This window comes from Lysinibacillus sp. EB106-09-02-XG168 (assembly GCF_058791475.1).
This window is the reverse complement of the sequence record NZ_JBYTDN010000003.1, coordinates 1,242,407-1,257,899: the sequence shown is the minus strand read 5'-3', so window position 1 is coordinate 1,257,899 and position 15,493 is coordinate 1,242,407. Positions and strand designations below refer to the sequence as shown.

15 protein-coding genes, 1 pseudogene and 1 riboswitch are annotated in these 15,493 nt (G+C 36.3%); of the genes and pseudogenes, 5 read left to right on the top strand and 11 right to left on the bottom strand.

From position 1 onward, the window contains the following. Window positions 1-51 precede the first annotated feature (51 nt). The 3 genes from AC3WSO_RS06810 to queF all read right to left on the bottom strand — a co-directional run bounded on the left by AC3WSO_RS06810 (window position 52) and on the right by queF (window position 1,640). Window positions 52-303, bottom strand: coding sequence for a phage holin (locus tag AC3WSO_RS06810; protein ID WP_492529784.1), 252 nt, complete (start codon window positions 301-303; stop codon window positions 52-54). Window positions 304-504: 201 nt separating this feature from the next. Then, window positions 505-1,140, bottom strand: a complete 636-nt coding sequence (locus tag AC3WSO_RS06805) for a queuosine precursor transporter (RefSeq protein ID WP_492529782.1) — start codon at window positions 1,138-1,140, stop codon at window positions 505-507. Further along, window positions 1,140-1,640: a preQ(1) synthase gene (gene queF, locus AC3WSO_RS06800; protein WP_049668571.1), complete on the bottom strand. Its 501-nt coding sequence runs from the start codon at window positions 1,638-1,640 to the stop codon at window positions 1,140-1,142. Before queF ends, AC3WSO_RS06805 begins: the two co-directional genes overlap by 1 nt. 275 nt (window positions 1,641-1,915) lie before the next feature. On the opposite strand from queF, the gene AC3WSO_RS06795 reads away from it, so the two are divergent. The 3 genes from AC3WSO_RS06795 to AC3WSO_RS06785 are packed head-to-tail and all read left to right on the top strand — an operon-like array spanning window position 1,916 to window position 3,822. Then, the gene (locus tag AC3WSO_RS06795; protein ID WP_492529780.1) at window positions 1,916-2,275 is read left to right on the top strand and encodes a GntR family transcriptional regulator; all 360 of its coding nucleotides are present in this window, start codon (window positions 1,916-1,918) and stop codon (window positions 2,273-2,275) included. 3 nt (window positions 2,276-2,278) lie between these two features. After that, window positions 2,279-3,145 (top strand): ABC transporter ATP-binding protein, encoded by an 867-nt coding sequence (locus AC3WSO_RS06790; protein WP_492529778.1) that lies wholly within the window; start codon window positions 2,279-2,281, stop codon window positions 3,143-3,145. After that, complete coding sequence (locus tag AC3WSO_RS06785; RefSeq protein ID WP_492529776.1) at window positions 3,142-3,822, top strand: hypothetical protein; 681 nt, start codon at window positions 3,142-3,144, stop codon at window positions 3,820-3,822. Before AC3WSO_RS06790 ends, AC3WSO_RS06785 begins: the two co-directional genes overlap by 4 nt. 79 nt (window positions 3,823-3,901) lie before the next feature. On the opposite strand, the gene AC3WSO_RS06780 is transcribed toward AC3WSO_RS06785, so the two are convergent. Together AC3WSO_RS06780 and AC3WSO_RS06775 are read right to left on the bottom strand one after the other, a co-directional pair. Next, window positions 3,902-4,459, bottom strand: coding sequence for a hypothetical protein (locus AC3WSO_RS06780; RefSeq protein WP_492529774.1), 558 nt, complete (start codon window positions 4,457-4,459; stop codon window positions 3,902-3,904). Between the two features lie 175 nt (window positions 4,460-4,634). Next, window positions 4,635-5,990: a YjiH family protein gene (locus AC3WSO_RS06775; protein ID WP_492534268.1), complete on the bottom strand. Its 1,356-nt coding sequence runs from the start codon at window positions 5,988-5,990 to the stop codon at window positions 4,635-4,637. A 587-nt stretch (window positions 5,991-6,577) separates the two neighbouring features. Between AC3WSO_RS06775 and AC3WSO_RS06770 the strand changes: the two genes are divergently transcribed. Further along, complete coding sequence (locus AC3WSO_RS06770; protein ID WP_492529772.1) at window positions 6,578-7,048, top strand: CotD family spore coat protein; 471 nt, start codon at window positions 6,578-6,580, stop codon at window positions 7,046-7,048. 176 nt (window positions 7,049-7,224) lie between these two features. On the opposite strand, the pseudogene AC3WSO_RS06765 reads toward AC3WSO_RS06770, so the two are convergent. The 4 genes and pseudogenes from AC3WSO_RS06765 to AC3WSO_RS06750 all read right to left on the bottom strand — a co-directional run. Then, window positions 7,225-7,347 (bottom strand): annotated as a pseudogene (locus AC3WSO_RS06765) (hypothetical protein); the annotation flags it as partial. Window positions 7,348-7,828: 481 nt separating this feature from the next. Further along, on the bottom strand, window positions 7,829-9,163 hold the full coding sequence (glnA, locus tag AC3WSO_RS06760) for a type I glutamate--ammonia ligase (RefSeq protein WP_476428003.1): 1,335 nt from the start codon (window positions 9,161-9,163) through the stop codon (window positions 7,829-7,831). Between the two features lie 83 nt (window positions 9,164-9,246). Continuing rightward, window positions 9,247-9,621 carry a MerR family transcriptional regulator gene (locus AC3WSO_RS06755; RefSeq protein ID WP_492529770.1) on the bottom strand — a complete coding sequence of 125 codons (375 nt, stop codon included), beginning with the start codon at window positions 9,619-9,621 and terminating at the stop codon, window positions 9,247-9,249. A gap of 304 nt (window positions 9,622-9,925) precedes the next feature. Next, window positions 9,926-11,176, bottom strand: a complete 1,251-nt coding sequence (locus AC3WSO_RS06750) for a methionine gamma-lyase family protein (RefSeq protein ID WP_492529768.1) — start codon at window positions 11,174-11,176, stop codon at window positions 9,926-9,928. 283 nt (window positions 11,177-11,459) lie between these two features. Here AC3WSO_RS06750 and AC3WSO_RS06745 point away from each other — a divergent pair, with 283 nt between their 5' ends. Beyond that, window positions 11,460-12,065: a trimeric intracellular cation channel family protein gene (locus AC3WSO_RS06745; RefSeq protein WP_492529766.1), complete on the top strand. Its 606-nt coding sequence runs from the start codon at window positions 11,460-11,462 to the stop codon at window positions 12,063-12,065. A gap of 107 nt (window positions 12,066-12,172) precedes the next feature. On the opposite strand, the gene cobT is transcribed toward AC3WSO_RS06745, so the two are convergent. Together cobT and AC3WSO_RS06735 are read right to left on the bottom strand one after the other, a co-directional pair. Next, a complete protein-coding gene (gene cobT / locus AC3WSO_RS06740) occupies window positions 12,173-13,228 on the bottom strand; it encodes a nicotinate-nucleotide--dimethylbenzimidazole phosphoribosyltransferase (protein ID WP_492529764.1) in 1,056 nt (351 codons plus the stop codon). Window positions 13,229-13,342: 114 nt separating this feature from the next. Then, window positions 13,343-13,519, bottom strand: a riboswitch (cobalamin riboswitch). A gap of 919 nt (window positions 13,520-14,438) precedes the next feature. Next, entirely contained in the window at window positions 14,439-15,203 is a 765-nt protein-coding gene (locus tag AC3WSO_RS06735; protein WP_492529762.1) for a YheC/YheD family protein, read from the bottom strand. Window positions 15,204-15,493 lie beyond the last annotated feature (290 nt).

Below are 15,493 nucleotides of genomic sequence, written 5' to 3'. Positions count from 1 at the left end.
CACATTTATCCAAAATGTAAAATTACACTTTTAATTTATTTCCACCCTTTTTTATCTAGGTCTTCTATACATTAAAGCACGTTGACTATCACTGGTTCCCCGTGTTGTAGGATCTACTACAACTCCTAATAAAGCGAAAATTGATAATACGGTATTTATGATGGTCATTGCCTGCTCACTCATTGCACTCGTTAAATCATAGCCAAAAATAGCTGCTACTTGCTGTGCGAGTAATACAATCAACGAAAAAAACGCAAGTAAAAATGGTTTATGCTGAAAACGGATCTTCCAGTTAATTCTCATAATTGCTCACCTCCTCTTCTCATCCACAGTATATGCTCGACCGTAACGTGACACATATGCAAAAATGGAGCTATAAACGTAGATAAATGAGGTGCTATTAAATAATATTCGATTACAAGAGCACTAGTAACTTTCAACAGAAGAATTCTGTTCCTCTCTTCCATCGGGTTATTTAAAGAACAGTATGTTAAAAAAGCCATCTCAGTAATGAGATGGCCCAATGCTTTTCAGTTTATCAAATTTTCGAGCAACGTAAACTAACCCATAAACAATTGGTGTTGCAACAATAGACGCCAAAAATTTAAATATATACTGTGTTACAAATAATGTAAGTAACACCTTAAATGGCATTATTCCAAAAAAGGCTATCGTAATAAATAAGGCCGTATCGATGAGTTGGCTTAGCATCGTAGACGCATTGTTTCGAAGCCAAAGCTTTCCGTCTCCATGCTTTTCTTTAAATTTACTAAATATCATTACATCCAAGTTAACACTAATCGAATAGGCTACAAGACTTGCAATAATGACACGCATACTGCCGCCGAGTATTGTCTCAAACTCCTGCTGATGAACAAAAGCTTGTGCAGGTGGTAGTTCAATGGCTATAGCGATAAAGAATACCGCAAACACTTGAGCGATAAGCCCTGTTCTAACCGTGCGACCCCCCGCTTCCTTACCATATACCTCGCAAATTACATCAATAAGGGGATACGTAAAAATGATTAAAATCGCAGCAGCTGGAAGCACCATCCATTCACCTATACTAAACACTTTAACAGCTAAAACATTAGCTAAAATTAAAAAGCCAACAAACAATCCATTTAAATAGTAAAGCATTAACGATTATCCACCTTTTCCGGATACATATCGTGGTTCATCAAACGGTGCTCCGCCATTTTTTCATATTTCGTGCCTGGTCGGCCATAGTTACACCACGGATCAATGGACAAGCCACCACGTGGCGTAAACTTACCCCATACTTCAATATAGCGCGGCTCAATCAGCTTAATTAAATCATTCATGATAATGTTGACACAATCCTCATGAAAGTCCCCATGATTACGGAAACTAAATAAATAAAGCTTTAATGATTTACTCTCGACTAACTTTTTATCTGGAATAAAAGAAATATACATTGTCGCAAAGTCAGGCTGCCCTGTCATTGGACATAGACTCGTAAATTCCGGGCAATTAAACTTTACAAAAAAATCGTTTTTCGTATGCAAATTATCGACTGCTTCAAGTATTTCCGGTGAGTATTCAAATAAATACTTTGTATTTTGGTTCCCAAGTAGTGTTAAATCCTGTAAACCTTGTTCTTCATTTCTTCCTGCCATAAAAAATGCCTCCTCAAATTGTGAGAAGTCCATTGCGTGAAACCAAATAAAAAAAATCGCCATATCCGCATTTTGGGATATGGCGTAGATGACGTCATCCATAGTTTTTTATAGAGGGTATGCGCTATGAACCTCTTTCTTATTCGCTAGTTATAATAACTTAATGAATGCACTCCGTCAACTAATTTTTTCACAATATGGAATTGACAAAAATACCCTGACGTTGTATGGTTAGTTACATAAGTAATTAACCACATAACATAAGGAGGTGGGTGGTGATTCACTCTTTAAACAATGAAAAGCCTATTTTCCAACAAATACGTGAACGAATAGAGGATGGAATTTTAGATGGACACCTACAACCTGAAGATCGCATTCCATCCACGAATGAATTCGCAAAGGAATATCAAATTAATCCTGCAACAGCTGGAAAGGGCGTGAACGAATTAGTGGGCAAAGGCGTAATTTATAAAAAACGGGGCGTCGGCATGTTTGTGAGTACTGACGCTCGTGCAATATTAATTGCAGAGCGTAAGGAAAATTTTTTTACGCAACATATAGAGCCGTTAAAGAAAGAAGCAATAAGATTAGGTATCTCAGATAAAGAATTACAAAATATGTTACAGAGGGGCTAACGTATGAAAATCGAAGTGAAAAATGTTAGTAAATCATATAGACATAAGGAAGCTTTAAAAAATATCTCTTTTACAATTGAAGGACCAAAAATCATTGGATTTTTAGGTCATAATGGCGCTGGTAAAACAACATTCTTAAATTTATTATCCGGACTTATTTCTACAACTAAAGGAAACATATCCGTCAATGGAGAAAATGTTTTCAATGTACCTTTAACTTTACGTGATATTTGTTTTGTTGCAGAGAATGGAAACTTTCAAGAGGAAATGACAATTGCACAAACGTTAAAGGCAAATAGCTTATTTTATCCAAAATGGGATGGAGAGCTCGCAATGGAGTTACTAGAAGTTTTTGCTCTAAATCCAAAAGATAAGGTTCGCAGTTTATCAAAAGGAATGATGTCTGCGTTAGGCATTATTACTGGCTTTGCAAGTAACGCAGGGATTACAATCTTTGATGAACCTTATATCGGACTCGATGTAGCTGCCCGAAATACTTTTTATGATTTATTGATTGAACAACAAACCGATAATCCAAGACTCTTTATACTGTCTACACATTTAATTGATGAAGCAAGTAAGCTATTTGAGGAAATACTTATTTTACACGAAGGACAATTACTGCTTCAGAAAACTGTGGAAGAATGGCATGAGCATATTGTTGCAGTAAAAGGTAATCCTTCTGATGTTGATCAAGCAATTAGTGGTCTGAAGATTATTTATAAGCATACGTTTATGCAGGAGCTAACTGCAATTGTCTTTACTGATGGTCATTCCATTGAAGGACAGAATATTATGCTTGAACCTGTTTCATTACAGGATATGTTAGTGTATTTAAGTAAACAGCAGAAAGCGAGGGTTATTAAATGAATACAGTAAAGGGAAGCTTGTATGTATTATTTCAAAGCTATAAAAAACAAATTATAACTTTTTGGTGCATTTTATTTTCGATCGCCCTATTGTCGTTCTTCTTAGATACTTTTTTCGACCTGTATATTTATAATTTTTATATCATGATTTCTATACCTGTTTATATCTTCTCCAGTATCATGGCTGCAAAGTTACTAAATAAAACCCTATCCTATTTTTTAAGGCTTGGTTTAAGTCGATTGCAATTTATGTTCAATGTGGGGCTCTTTTTCATCTGTTGGAGCTTAGTATGTGCCTTCATAATTGGCTGTACACAAAAAATACTTACTAACGTTTCTAACATATTCATTATTCATCCTATTTTACTTTTTAATAATTCCCCATCATTTTTACAAACGATGGCATTGGATACTGTTCTACTGCTATTCTTCCTAACTTCCGGCCTTTTATTGAATATTGTCTTTTATCGCTTAGGAACTCTTGGCGGTTACAGTTTTATAGGACTACTCGTATTAATTCCGATTGTTACAATCATTTTCAGGTGGTATACTCCTTTGTTTGATCTACTATCAAATATATCTAGCTTCGCTCTATTAAGTGGTTTATTAGTTTTTAGTATGTTACTCTACTCTATCATAACAATGGCGATTCGAAATACTTCTGTCAATCCAGCATAATTATTTAGGCTATTCGACATACTTTCAAAAAAATGATGCCAAGACCAAAAACTATAGGTCTTGGCATTTTCCAGCTGAATTAACCCCGTTCATCCTCTAGCGTTGTATAGTCAATGGAATTAGCAATGTCGACTAACACTTCAGGTGTCACCTTATTTGAAACCCTTTTATCAATCCACAGCATATATTGCCAATCTTCTCTTTCGAAAGCAAGTACATGAAAACCCGAGATTTCCATATAGATTGAAGTCGTTCCCTTTTTCAATACGAAAGTCTTTTCTACACTTTCCTTTTTAACTGAAAACTTATACTGAATAGGTCGAACCGTAATTTTATAATGATGTTCAGGAAGTTGATTATTAACAAATGTGACTTCAAAAAAATCGTTCATGTCACCATCTAGATCATTAAACCGCCCAAAATGATGTGTAAAACTAATAGGAGGTACTCGAAGTGGTAGCTTTAGTCCTTGATGAAAGTGCCTTTCAAAATCGTAGGCAGCTCCTTCAACCGTTTTATAGCCTATTTCAGGATAGACTTCTTCATAAGAACTAGGTGAGTCTTTTATATAGGCATCGCTAGGTTGAGAAAATAACAAATAACAAGAACTTAAGCAGAGAGAAAAAATTCTGTCCATTTTATCACCTCAGTATCATCACTTTAAACGTAGTTTTTCCCAACTTAATGAATTTATGTGTAAGTTATATATTGTTCACTTAATTCCTTTTATAGATATTCTCCTTTTTCACACGTACTTTAATAAAAAAAGCAATTGTTCGCAACAGTAAAATGCGAACAATTACCTTATAAATCTAAAAAAGTAAATGCGCAACTAATGCTGCGATTGGTAGTGAAATAATCGTACGTATTAAGAAAATAACAACTAAATCTAAAAATTTTAGTGGAATTTTTGTACCTAAAATAAGGCCGCCGACTTCAGACATATAAATAAGCTGTGTAACAGAAACGACAGCAATCACAAATCGTGTCGTTTCAGCTTCAATTCCTGCCCCTAAAATTGAAGGTAAAAACATGTCAGCAAAGCCAACAACCATCGTTTGTGCTGCCTCAGCTGCTTCTGGTAAACCAAGTACTGTCAAAATAGGTTCAAAAGGTTTTCCTAAAAATGCAAAAATATTAGTGAATTCAGCAAGCATTAAAGCAACCGTACCAAATGCCATAACGACCGGCGCTACTCCAATCCATAAATCCAAGACATTTCTAGTCCCATCTTTCAAAAATTGGCGAGGGTCACGATTTGCATGCGCAACAGCTAAAGCATTTTCTAAGCCATGAGATACAGAATTATAGCCTTCAGGTAATTCCTCACGTGATAAATCTACTGGTGTACCGTCGATGTAAGTGTCTTCTTTGTTAGCTAGCGGAAAAATTCGCGGCATAACGATCGCTAACACAAGACCGCAAAGTACAACCGTTAAGTAATATGGAATAAAATAGCGTGACAAATGCACTGTATCTAATACTACGATACAGAATGTGATGGATACTACAGAAAAGCTCGTTGCAATAATGGCTGACTCTTTTTTCGTATAGTTCCCCATTTCATATTGCTTACTCGTCATAAGAACACCAATTGTTCCATCACCAACCCACGATGTAAGTGCATCAACAGATGAACGACCTGGGCTTTTAAAGAGTGGACGCATGATTTTTACCATCATCGTTCCGAAAAATTCAAGCAATCCGAAGTTTGTTAAAAAAGGTAATAGTAGGCCTGCAAATAAGAAAATCGTAAATAAAAATGTTACTAAGCCACCGTCAGGGTTCATTAATAATCCACCCGTATTTTCATTGTTAATCACGGATGGTCCAAAATTAAACACGACCATTGAGGCAAATACTAAACCGATGACTCTTATAATTGTCCAAAACCAATTTACATAAAATAATGTATATAAAATACTAGATTCCTTTGCATTATTCCGAGGAACAAATTTGGCAATTAGTGAACCAATTGCCGAAATCGCAAAAATAATTATAGTAAAGTAACTAATAATAGGTGCAACAAAACCTGCTAATAAATTTGCTAAAATAGCAATTGGAACTTTCCATCCATCTTCCGTTAAGACTGGTGTCATAAATAATAGAACACCAATAAGAGACGGAATTATGAAGAAAAAGTATGAAGAAGTAGGATATTTTTTCATCATTTAAAGCCTCATTTCTTTAGGTTTTTTCGAAGTTTTATACATCAAGCTTGTTAGGTACTTTAAAACCGCCAAGAAATGTATATCTGTATAAAGTATTGCATTCATCAATCTGACATATCCGAGTAGTTAATGAATGATAATATAAAAAAATTCCCTTTAAAAAGTAATAAAGAAATGCCCAAACACTACTTTTTTATAATTAAAATCCTCAATGCATATAGTTTTCCAGAATAATCACTATCATTCATTTTTATGAGCTAAAAAATATCGTAAACCTACGATACATCGGTTAATTCTACAACAAAATGCATTTTTATTCAATCTAAAATTTAATATTATTATTATTCTCTTCTAATATTATCTGCAATTCTTCTTCGTATCATTACTTTCAACAATGCTCAATTTTACAGTGGCTGACGACGTCTGAAAGAAGTTGAAATTTGGTGAAACTCTCCATTAATCATACCTATTTTGATTGCCTAAGAGATTTAACCAGCCCTTAATAGGCATACAAATAGACCATATCGTCTTTTATCTCATATGTTAATTATGAACCACAACTTATCAAAACAGGAGGTTTTACCATGGAAAGACATATGCAACATATGCAGCATATGCATCACATGCAGCATATGCATCACCATCATCATGCAAAAGGCCCGCATTGTTGTCCACCACTTACATGTCCAACTCAATACGAGCCGCCACATTGTTGTCCACCAGAGGAATATGTACGTACAAATTACATCCATACAGTTGTACCACATGTACAGCCAGCACATGTAACAACAGTAAATAAACATATAATTGATCATCAGTATCATTTCCCTTGCACAGAGTGTGTAGTGGATGAATGTTGTGAAACTCATACACTTTGCGAAATGCCACCTGAGCCTTGCCATATGCCACATCATCACCACCAACATCACCACATGGGACACCATCACCATCACCATCACATGGGGCATCATCACCACATGGGGCATCATCACCACATGGGGCATCATCATCACCATCAGCAGCATATGCCGTGCCACCATCATATGGGCTATTAACAGATGAAAGCGATAGGGAAGTCAAGCCCCATCGCTTTCTTTCTATGTTGAGTTCATACGTAAACATCCAAATCTATATGAACATAAAAAACTAGCACCCCTTTTTTTTAGTAATCGTTCAACTTTAGAGTGCGTTCACTTGAGGTTCTGTTGTGCAGTTTACCTTTTAAAATCCTTTATTTGAGATTCATAAACTTACTTTTTAAAGCGGATGGTATTTTTAATTCATGTATATACTTACTTATCGTCCTTCTGGAAATCGGTATAATTAAACGTTCATTAAAATAATTACATATTTGTTGGACAGATAACTATTAATACCCTCTTTTAACATCTTAAAATTTAGCTGATTTTGATCTGAAGATACCGCATAAAATGATACGATATCTTCATTTATTCTATATTTCATTTAGTATATATTTGATTCACGTTATTCATCTATTCTTTGATATAAAGCTATACCCTTTGAACCGCTATATCTTATTACCCTATGCTATACACATGCGTCGCCAAGTCCAAGGCTATGCCGAGCAGTGATTCTGAAGAACAATTGTTGTTTACATTAATAATTGGAATACCTGTTATTCCTACTTTATATAATACGATTTGACCACATGTACAATCACCATAAACATAGCTTGCATACACTTGCTTCTCTATATCTGATAATGTAGTCCCAGCATCGCTTAGCGCTCTATAGGAAGATATTTTATTGGAGATATACATCCATGCTAGGCGCACAAAAAAAGCGTTGGAGCATCACAGCTCCAACACTTTTAATTAGTACATTTTTAAATATTGATCGCGTTCCCATTGGTGTACTGTTGTACGGTACATGTCGAACTCGATTTCTTTTGCTTCTTTAAAGTTTGCATAAATATGCTCACCTAAAGCGGCTTGAGCTACTTCATCCTTAGCAAGTAATGCTAAAGCATCATCAAGCGCTGGCGGTAAGTTTGCGATACCATTCGCTTTACGCTCTTCATCAGACATCACGTAGATGTTTCGATTAATAGCAGCTGGTGGTGTTAAGTTTCGACGAATCCCTTCAAGACCAGCTTCTAAAATAACAGCCATCGCTAAATACGGATTAGCCGATGGGTCCACAGAACGTACTTCTACACGAGTCGAAAGACCACGTGCTGATGGGATACGGATCAGTGGTGAACGGTTTTGAGCTGACCAAGCTACATAACATGGCGCTTCGTAACCAGGTACAAGACGTTTATAAGAGTTAACTGTCGGATTTGTCACAGCTGTGAAGCCTTGAACGTGAGAAAGGACACCTGCCATGAATTGCATTGCTGTTTCAGAAAGACCTAGTTCAGTAGATTCATCAAAGAATGCATTCTCTTTACCTTTAAATAACGAAACATTAAAGTGCATACCAGAACCTGCTTCACCAAATAATGGCTTCGGCATGAATGTAGCATGTAGACCGTGTTTACGTGCAATTGTTTTAACAACTAATTTGAACGTTTGAATATTGTCACAAGCTGTGATTGCATCTGCATATTTGAAGTCAATTTCGTGTTGTCCAGGAGCTACCTCATGGTGAGACGCTTCAATTTCGAAGCCCATTTCTTCTAGCTCTAGTACGATATCACGACGGCAGTTTTCGCCAAGATCTGTTGGTGCTAAGTCGAAGTAACCACCGTGGTCGTTCACTTCTAATGTCGGTTCACCTTTTGCATCTAATTTAAATAAGAAGAATTCTGGCTCAGGTCCTAAGTTGAAGCTTGAGAATCCCATATCTTCCATTTTCTTAAGGATACGTTTTAAGTTATTTCGTGGGTCACCAGCAAATGGCTCGCCTTTAGCAGTGTATACATCACAGATGAAACGTGCTACTTTCCCTTTTTCAGAAGTCCAAGGGAACACTACGAAAGAATCTAGATCAGGATATAAATACATATCTGATTCTTCGATACGTACGAAGCCTTCAATGGATGAGCCATCAAACATCATTTTGTTTTCTAGTGCTTTGTCTAACTGGCTTACAGGAATCTCAACGTTTTTGATTGTGCCAAGAATATCTGTAAATTGTAGACGTATAAAGCTTACATTTTTTTCTTCGATTAGACGTTTAATGTCCTCTTTAGTGTATTTACCCACAGTTTTCCACACTCCTATAAATTGTCTAGCTTTCTATCATTACCCTACCCTATTAATAAAGAAATGAATGATGTTGCCTCTTATTAATAGAATCGAGATAAATCCCCACGACGGATGGATGATTTTTGCATGCGCTGCGCTTGACGCACTTCTTCACGCATAATGTTACGTAATTCTGAGTCACTTAAATCACGCTCATCTGTTGAAATAGGTTCATTCTTTTTAGCGAACAACTTTTTAATTTTCGCCATGTTCATACCTTGATCCAAATAATCTTTAATTTCCAGCAGTGTATCGACGTCATTTAATGAAAACATTCGACGGTTGCCTTCTGTTCGGTGCGGCTCAATTAAATGGTGTTCTTCATAATAACGAATCTGACGTGCCGAAAGCTCTGTCAATTGCATTACGATATTCATAGATAATAACGGCATAGTTCGTCTAATTTCACGACTCATTTAAGTTCCCCTCCAATACTCGCTAATCATATAACGAAAAATTTATAGTGTCAACCACTCATGTCAGCTTTCCTGACATGAATTAAAATAATTTTTTTGAAATGCTGAAAAATTGTAAAAAACTAAATTTAATATCCTAATGTGTGATTGATTTCCGTTTCGGCTTGGCGCTTTTTTGTTGTTATTGCTGTCGCTACGCTTTCACATAGAGCAAAGCTTCCTGCAGACTTCCGCGTGACAGATGTTTTTCAACCATTAGGAAAAAAACTATTCAAAATGGAAGTTTTGAATAGTTTTTCGTTACTTATTTTTGGATTTTTTGAACAGCACTACAAATAGCAAATTTTACGTGCTCGTATGTTAACCCACCTTGAATAAAGGCGGTAAATGGAGGACGAATAGGACCGTCTGCTGTGAGCTCAATGCTTGAACCTTGAATGAAAGTTCCAGCTGCCATGATCACATCATCCTCATAGCCAGGCATATACGCTGGCTCTGGTGCATAATGCGCATTAATTGGTGAGTTTGCTTGAATTTCACGGCAAAAAGCAATCATTTGTTCAGCCGTTTGGAAAGAAACCGATTGAATTAAATCCGTACGATTCGCATCATACCTTGGCGATGTATTCATGCCTTTTTCCCCCAGCATAGCAGCTGTGAAAATGGCACCTTTTAGTGCTTGAGATACAACATGTGGCGCAAGGAAAAATCCTTGATAGAAATCACCGAGCGTATTTAATGTTGCCCCTGCTTCAGCACCAATACCTGGCGATGTCATACGATAAGCACATTTTTCTACTAAATCTGCACGACCTGCAATATATCCACCAATTTTCGCTAAGCCTCCACCAGGATTTTTAATGAGCGAGCCTGCTATTAAATCCGCTCCAACCTCTGTCGGTTCATGTGCCTCAACAAATTCTCCGTAGCAATTATCAACGAAAATAACTGCGTTCGGTGCTAATTCACGGATCTTTGCACACATTTCTGCAATTTGCGAAATAGTAAAGGATGGGCGTGTTGCATAGCCCTTCGAACGTTGGATAGCAATCATTTTTGTGTTTGGTGTAATTGCAGCTGCAACACCTTCCCAATCGATCTCTTGATTATTCAATAAATCCACATGGCTATAACCGATTTTATAATCTTTTAACGAGCCAGTATCCTTATCGCCACCATCGACTATTGATTGCAAAGTATCATACGGCTGGCCTGAAATATAAAGTAATTCATCACCAGGACGTAATACCCCGAATAAGCTAAGTGTGATTGCATGTGTACCAGAAATAATTTGCGGACGTACAATGGCAGCCTCCGCACCAAAGACCTCTGCATAAACACGTTCTAGATTGTCACGCCCTTCATCATCATAGCCATAGCCGTTAGATGGGTGCAGATGATAATCACTTACTTGATGCTTTCGGAATGCAGCAAGCACTTTTTGTTGATTGAAGAACGCCATATCTTCTACCTTTGCATGAAAAGGGCGTACTTTTTCCTCTATTTTAGCAGCTAATGCTAGTGTTTCTTCTGATAAATTGGTTGTAAAAGTCATTATGTTCTTCTCCATTTCACATTTGTTCAAATCTTATCTTAACAATTTGTGAGCTTGCCTGCAAAAATTGCTTGTGGTTCTAATTGCATTTAGGCGCTAAGTTAAAAAAAACTATATCTATGAATTTCTGCTATAATTAGATATTTGATATCTGATAATTCCGAATCGTAAGTCGATGCTTTCTTTGCTTCTAATACAAAAAAGAAGACTTTAGTGTTTTCTAGTTTGTATTAGTAACTAATCTACAACAAGAAATGATTTATTCACATAAGGGGTGAAAGGGTTGGCTTGGGAGTTTTTTAGTATCATTGGAACGATTGCCTTCGCTATTTCCGGGGCTATAATTGCAATGGAAGAAGAATATGATTTATTCGGTGTCTATATACTCGGTATCGTAACTGCTTTCGGTGGTGGAGCTATACGAAATCTATTGATAGGTTTACCTGTAACTACACTTTGGGGTCAAGATATGATGTTCCAAATTGCCATTGCTGCGATTACGCTTTTTTTCTTATTTCCACATCGACTTATTCAGCATTGGCATCGCTGGGGTAATTTCACCGATGCTATCGGATTATCGGCATTTGCGATTCAAGGTGCCCTTTATGCTGTGAAGCTCGACATGCCTATTAGCGCAGTTATTGTAGCTGCTGTCTTAACAGGGTCAGGTGGTGGAATTGTTCGAGATTTATTAGCTAGACGACAACCATTAGTCCTCCGTGATGAAGTCTATGGTGTTTGGGCTGCACTGGCAGGGCTTATCATCGGACTTCAACTTTTCTCAGGGGATATCTTTTTATATGTATTGTTTGGTGTAATCACAGTATTAAGAATACTTTCATATATGAAGAAATGGCGTTTACCGTTGCGGAAGTTGAATCGAGCATAATTATACTGTTGCATAATAACAAGCCCAAATCTGATATTTGGGCTTGTTTCGAATTTTTAAATTCCTTATTTATCACAAACTCCGTGCATCCACAGCAGCGACTAAAATTAATTTTTCAACAGCAACATAGCTTCTTCCAAAGTAGTCATGTTTTTCATCATAGAGCTTGCTGCATCCAAAATAGGAAAGGCTAAAGCTGCACCAGAGCCCTCTCCCAATCGCATATTCATATGTAGCATCGGTTCAATTCCGAGCATTTCAGCGGCGATTTTTGCGCCTGGTTCTTCAGAGGCATGAGAAGGAATGATATAGTCTTTTACGGTTGGCTCGATTTCGTATGCAATAAGAGCTGCAATAGTAGAAATAAAGCCATCAATCACAACTGGTTTACGATGTGCGGCGGCAGCAAGTATTACACCAGCCATAGCGCCTATTTCTAACCCTCCGACTTTTGCAAGTATATCTATAGCATCATGACGATTTGGTTTATTTAATGCTATTGCATTGTGAATGACTTCTACTTTATGAGCTATTCCCCCTGGCCCAACTCCTGCGCCGAAGCCTGTCACTTCATTCGGATGACAATCACGAAGAACCGATAATATAGCAGCACTCGGTGTTGTATTACCAATTCCCATTTCTCCTGTCCCGAGTACATTGATTCCTTTTTTGATTTCTTCTGTAGCTACCTCAATCCCTACTTCAATTGATTGTATGGCTTCTTCCCTTGACATAGCAGGACCTTTTGCCATATTGTCCGTACCATATTTAATCTTTTTAATGATGACACCAGCATCATGTGGAATATCCTCTTTTACACCAACGTCTACTGTGACAATTTTTGCATTTGTTATTTTCGCGACAGCACAGACACCTGTTCCTCCTCTAGGGAAATTTAGTGTTTGAAAGACCGTCACATTTTGTGGATTTGGTGTAACTCCTTCATCACAGACACCATGATCCGCGGCACAGACAATAATTGCTTTATTATCTATCGTAGGAAATAGTTCGCCTGTTATACCCGATAGTTGCACAGCTAGAGTCTCTAGCTTCCCCAAGCTACTAGGAGGCTTGCAAAGTGCATCTATGCGTTCTCTTGCCTGCTCCATCATTTTTTGGTCGGCACTTTGAATGTTTTGAATCGTTTGTTGTAATAATTGCATGAAAATTTCCCCTTTCTTATTTGCCCTTGTTACTCGAAGAATGATTTAGAGAAAAAAATAAAAAGCCTGTAGTTTATCCATAACAAATAAACTACAGACTTTTCCATCGTCTATATAATATGAAGCAGATAGGCAGGTCTCCTGGCTCAATTTCAACATTTCATAGAACCTTCCCAGAACGATGCTAGTGGCATTCTCTATGAAACTCCCTTTTACAGTGGTGGGACCGCTAAAGATTTTCACTTTATTCCCTATTCTCCCGCAATGGGCACCTAATGCTTTTATGCAATTACTTTAAATCTACGACAAAGTATTTTTTGTGTCAACATTTAAAATTTTCGTTCTTTGTTGTATTTTAAAGTGAACGGACATGTTAACTATTCATATTTAAAAAATCTAACGCAAAATACTAAAGTAATAACTGCTATAACCAGCCCGCATTTGGTTTGATATAATCGAAGGAAAATCCGTGCCATAAAGATTTCTTGTCTCTATCGTACTCGCTAAGGATTATAGTAAAAATGGATGTTCACTACCGCTGTTTCAGTGTTTACATTTTTCCTTCTAAGGAGGCAAAATGTAAACACTGAAAATTCAGAACTTTTTTTGCGCAACACTAATGTTATAAACTAAAAATAAGAAATTGAGCTTTCTTCGTTACTTCTATTCATAACATCTCCACGAAATAGATTAATGTTCATGCCCATTTTTTAAGTGAAACTATTCCCTATAATTATTTAGAAGTTGTAGTTCTACATAACTCAAACAAAGTATAATTAATATAAATAATGTCTGCTTAAGTTGTAAACAGACATTTTTATATGGAAATTGATATTGTATTTCCATTAAATCAAACTTCTTTAAGTTTGTTAATGAAATTGTTCCAGGGATTCCTTCGTTGGCATTCGCTCTAAAAGAGTGAATCAAAAAACACTTCGAATAACCAAATAAACTAATATACCGAAATCAGGTTCCTAAGGGCTGGCAATTTGAACCCATTCTGAATCGGCTCCATTAGAAAATTGATTCATATCGCGACTACCCAGCCATATTCCATTTTTTCTAGGTAAATTCCTAATCGTTCACAAGTAACGGATGCAATTAAGTTTCTTCTTCCCTAAAATTATAGTAGGGAAAGTAATTTTTTGATGTATGTCTATTGAATAGAAATATGCTGATGACTAACATGAAAAATAACTACATTTCAAACTTAGCCTTCACTTTGCTTTTTCCTAATCTCAACAATGTTCTTCCAGATCGCCCTATCAACTTTGGCAAAACTACGAATGCTTGGCGTTGTATTTACTTCAAATAATATAGGTTTTCCTTCAAGATCTATTCCAAAATCAATGCCATATTCTCTAGAAGGAAAGTGGGATGCTATTACTTCAGATGCTAAAATTGAATCTTCTTTTAGAGAGTCTATTGTTTGATCTCTCTTTGTATTATCCATCATCAAATAATCTGATAATAATTCTTCAATTGATATTGCTTGAGAACCCCGATTTGAATTAACAATCCCATGATCCTCAGATGCAAGCCTTCCGTAAATTCCACCAATTATCCATTTTCCCTTTAGATTTTGAACATGAACACGAATGGATATTGAATCCCCCTCAGGGGTTAGACTTTTGACCCCCTCCTGTATAATATAATTTCCGCTTAATCTACCGTGTTTCTCATATGGATGTAGAACTTGGTGGAAATCCTCAATTGCTGCTACACATTTGCTTATTTCTTCAGCTTGCATGGTAAATCCGTTAAAACAATAGTATCCATCTTTTCTTTTGTAGACTTTATAAATCGCTCTTCCTTGTCCAGCGCTATTATGTTTCACATAAATATACTCATACTTATTTAATAAATAGATTAGGTTTTCTAGACTGTAAAGTGTTGATTCTGGAATGCAGTTAGTTGTTAAAGGATTTTGTTTTAAAAGTAAGAATTGTTCCCATTTCCCAAGTCCATTTTTCAATAAACTCACCTCATTTAGTTAGATATTTTTATTTCTATTGTATTAATAGTTTAGTCCTCCCTACTGATGGAGGTTACTATATTGTATGCAAATAAATTTATCTTACATGGGTAGGTGAGACTTGGTAACGCGACTAATACCCCCTATTTTTCTGTTAGAGTCATAATAAATTTACTACACTAGAAAAGGAGCATTATGATTGTTCTTAATACATCCATTTTATTGAATTCTAAATCATCAGTTTCTAATATATTTGCCCTGCTAATCTTTACTTTTAGTCTTATGGAGAT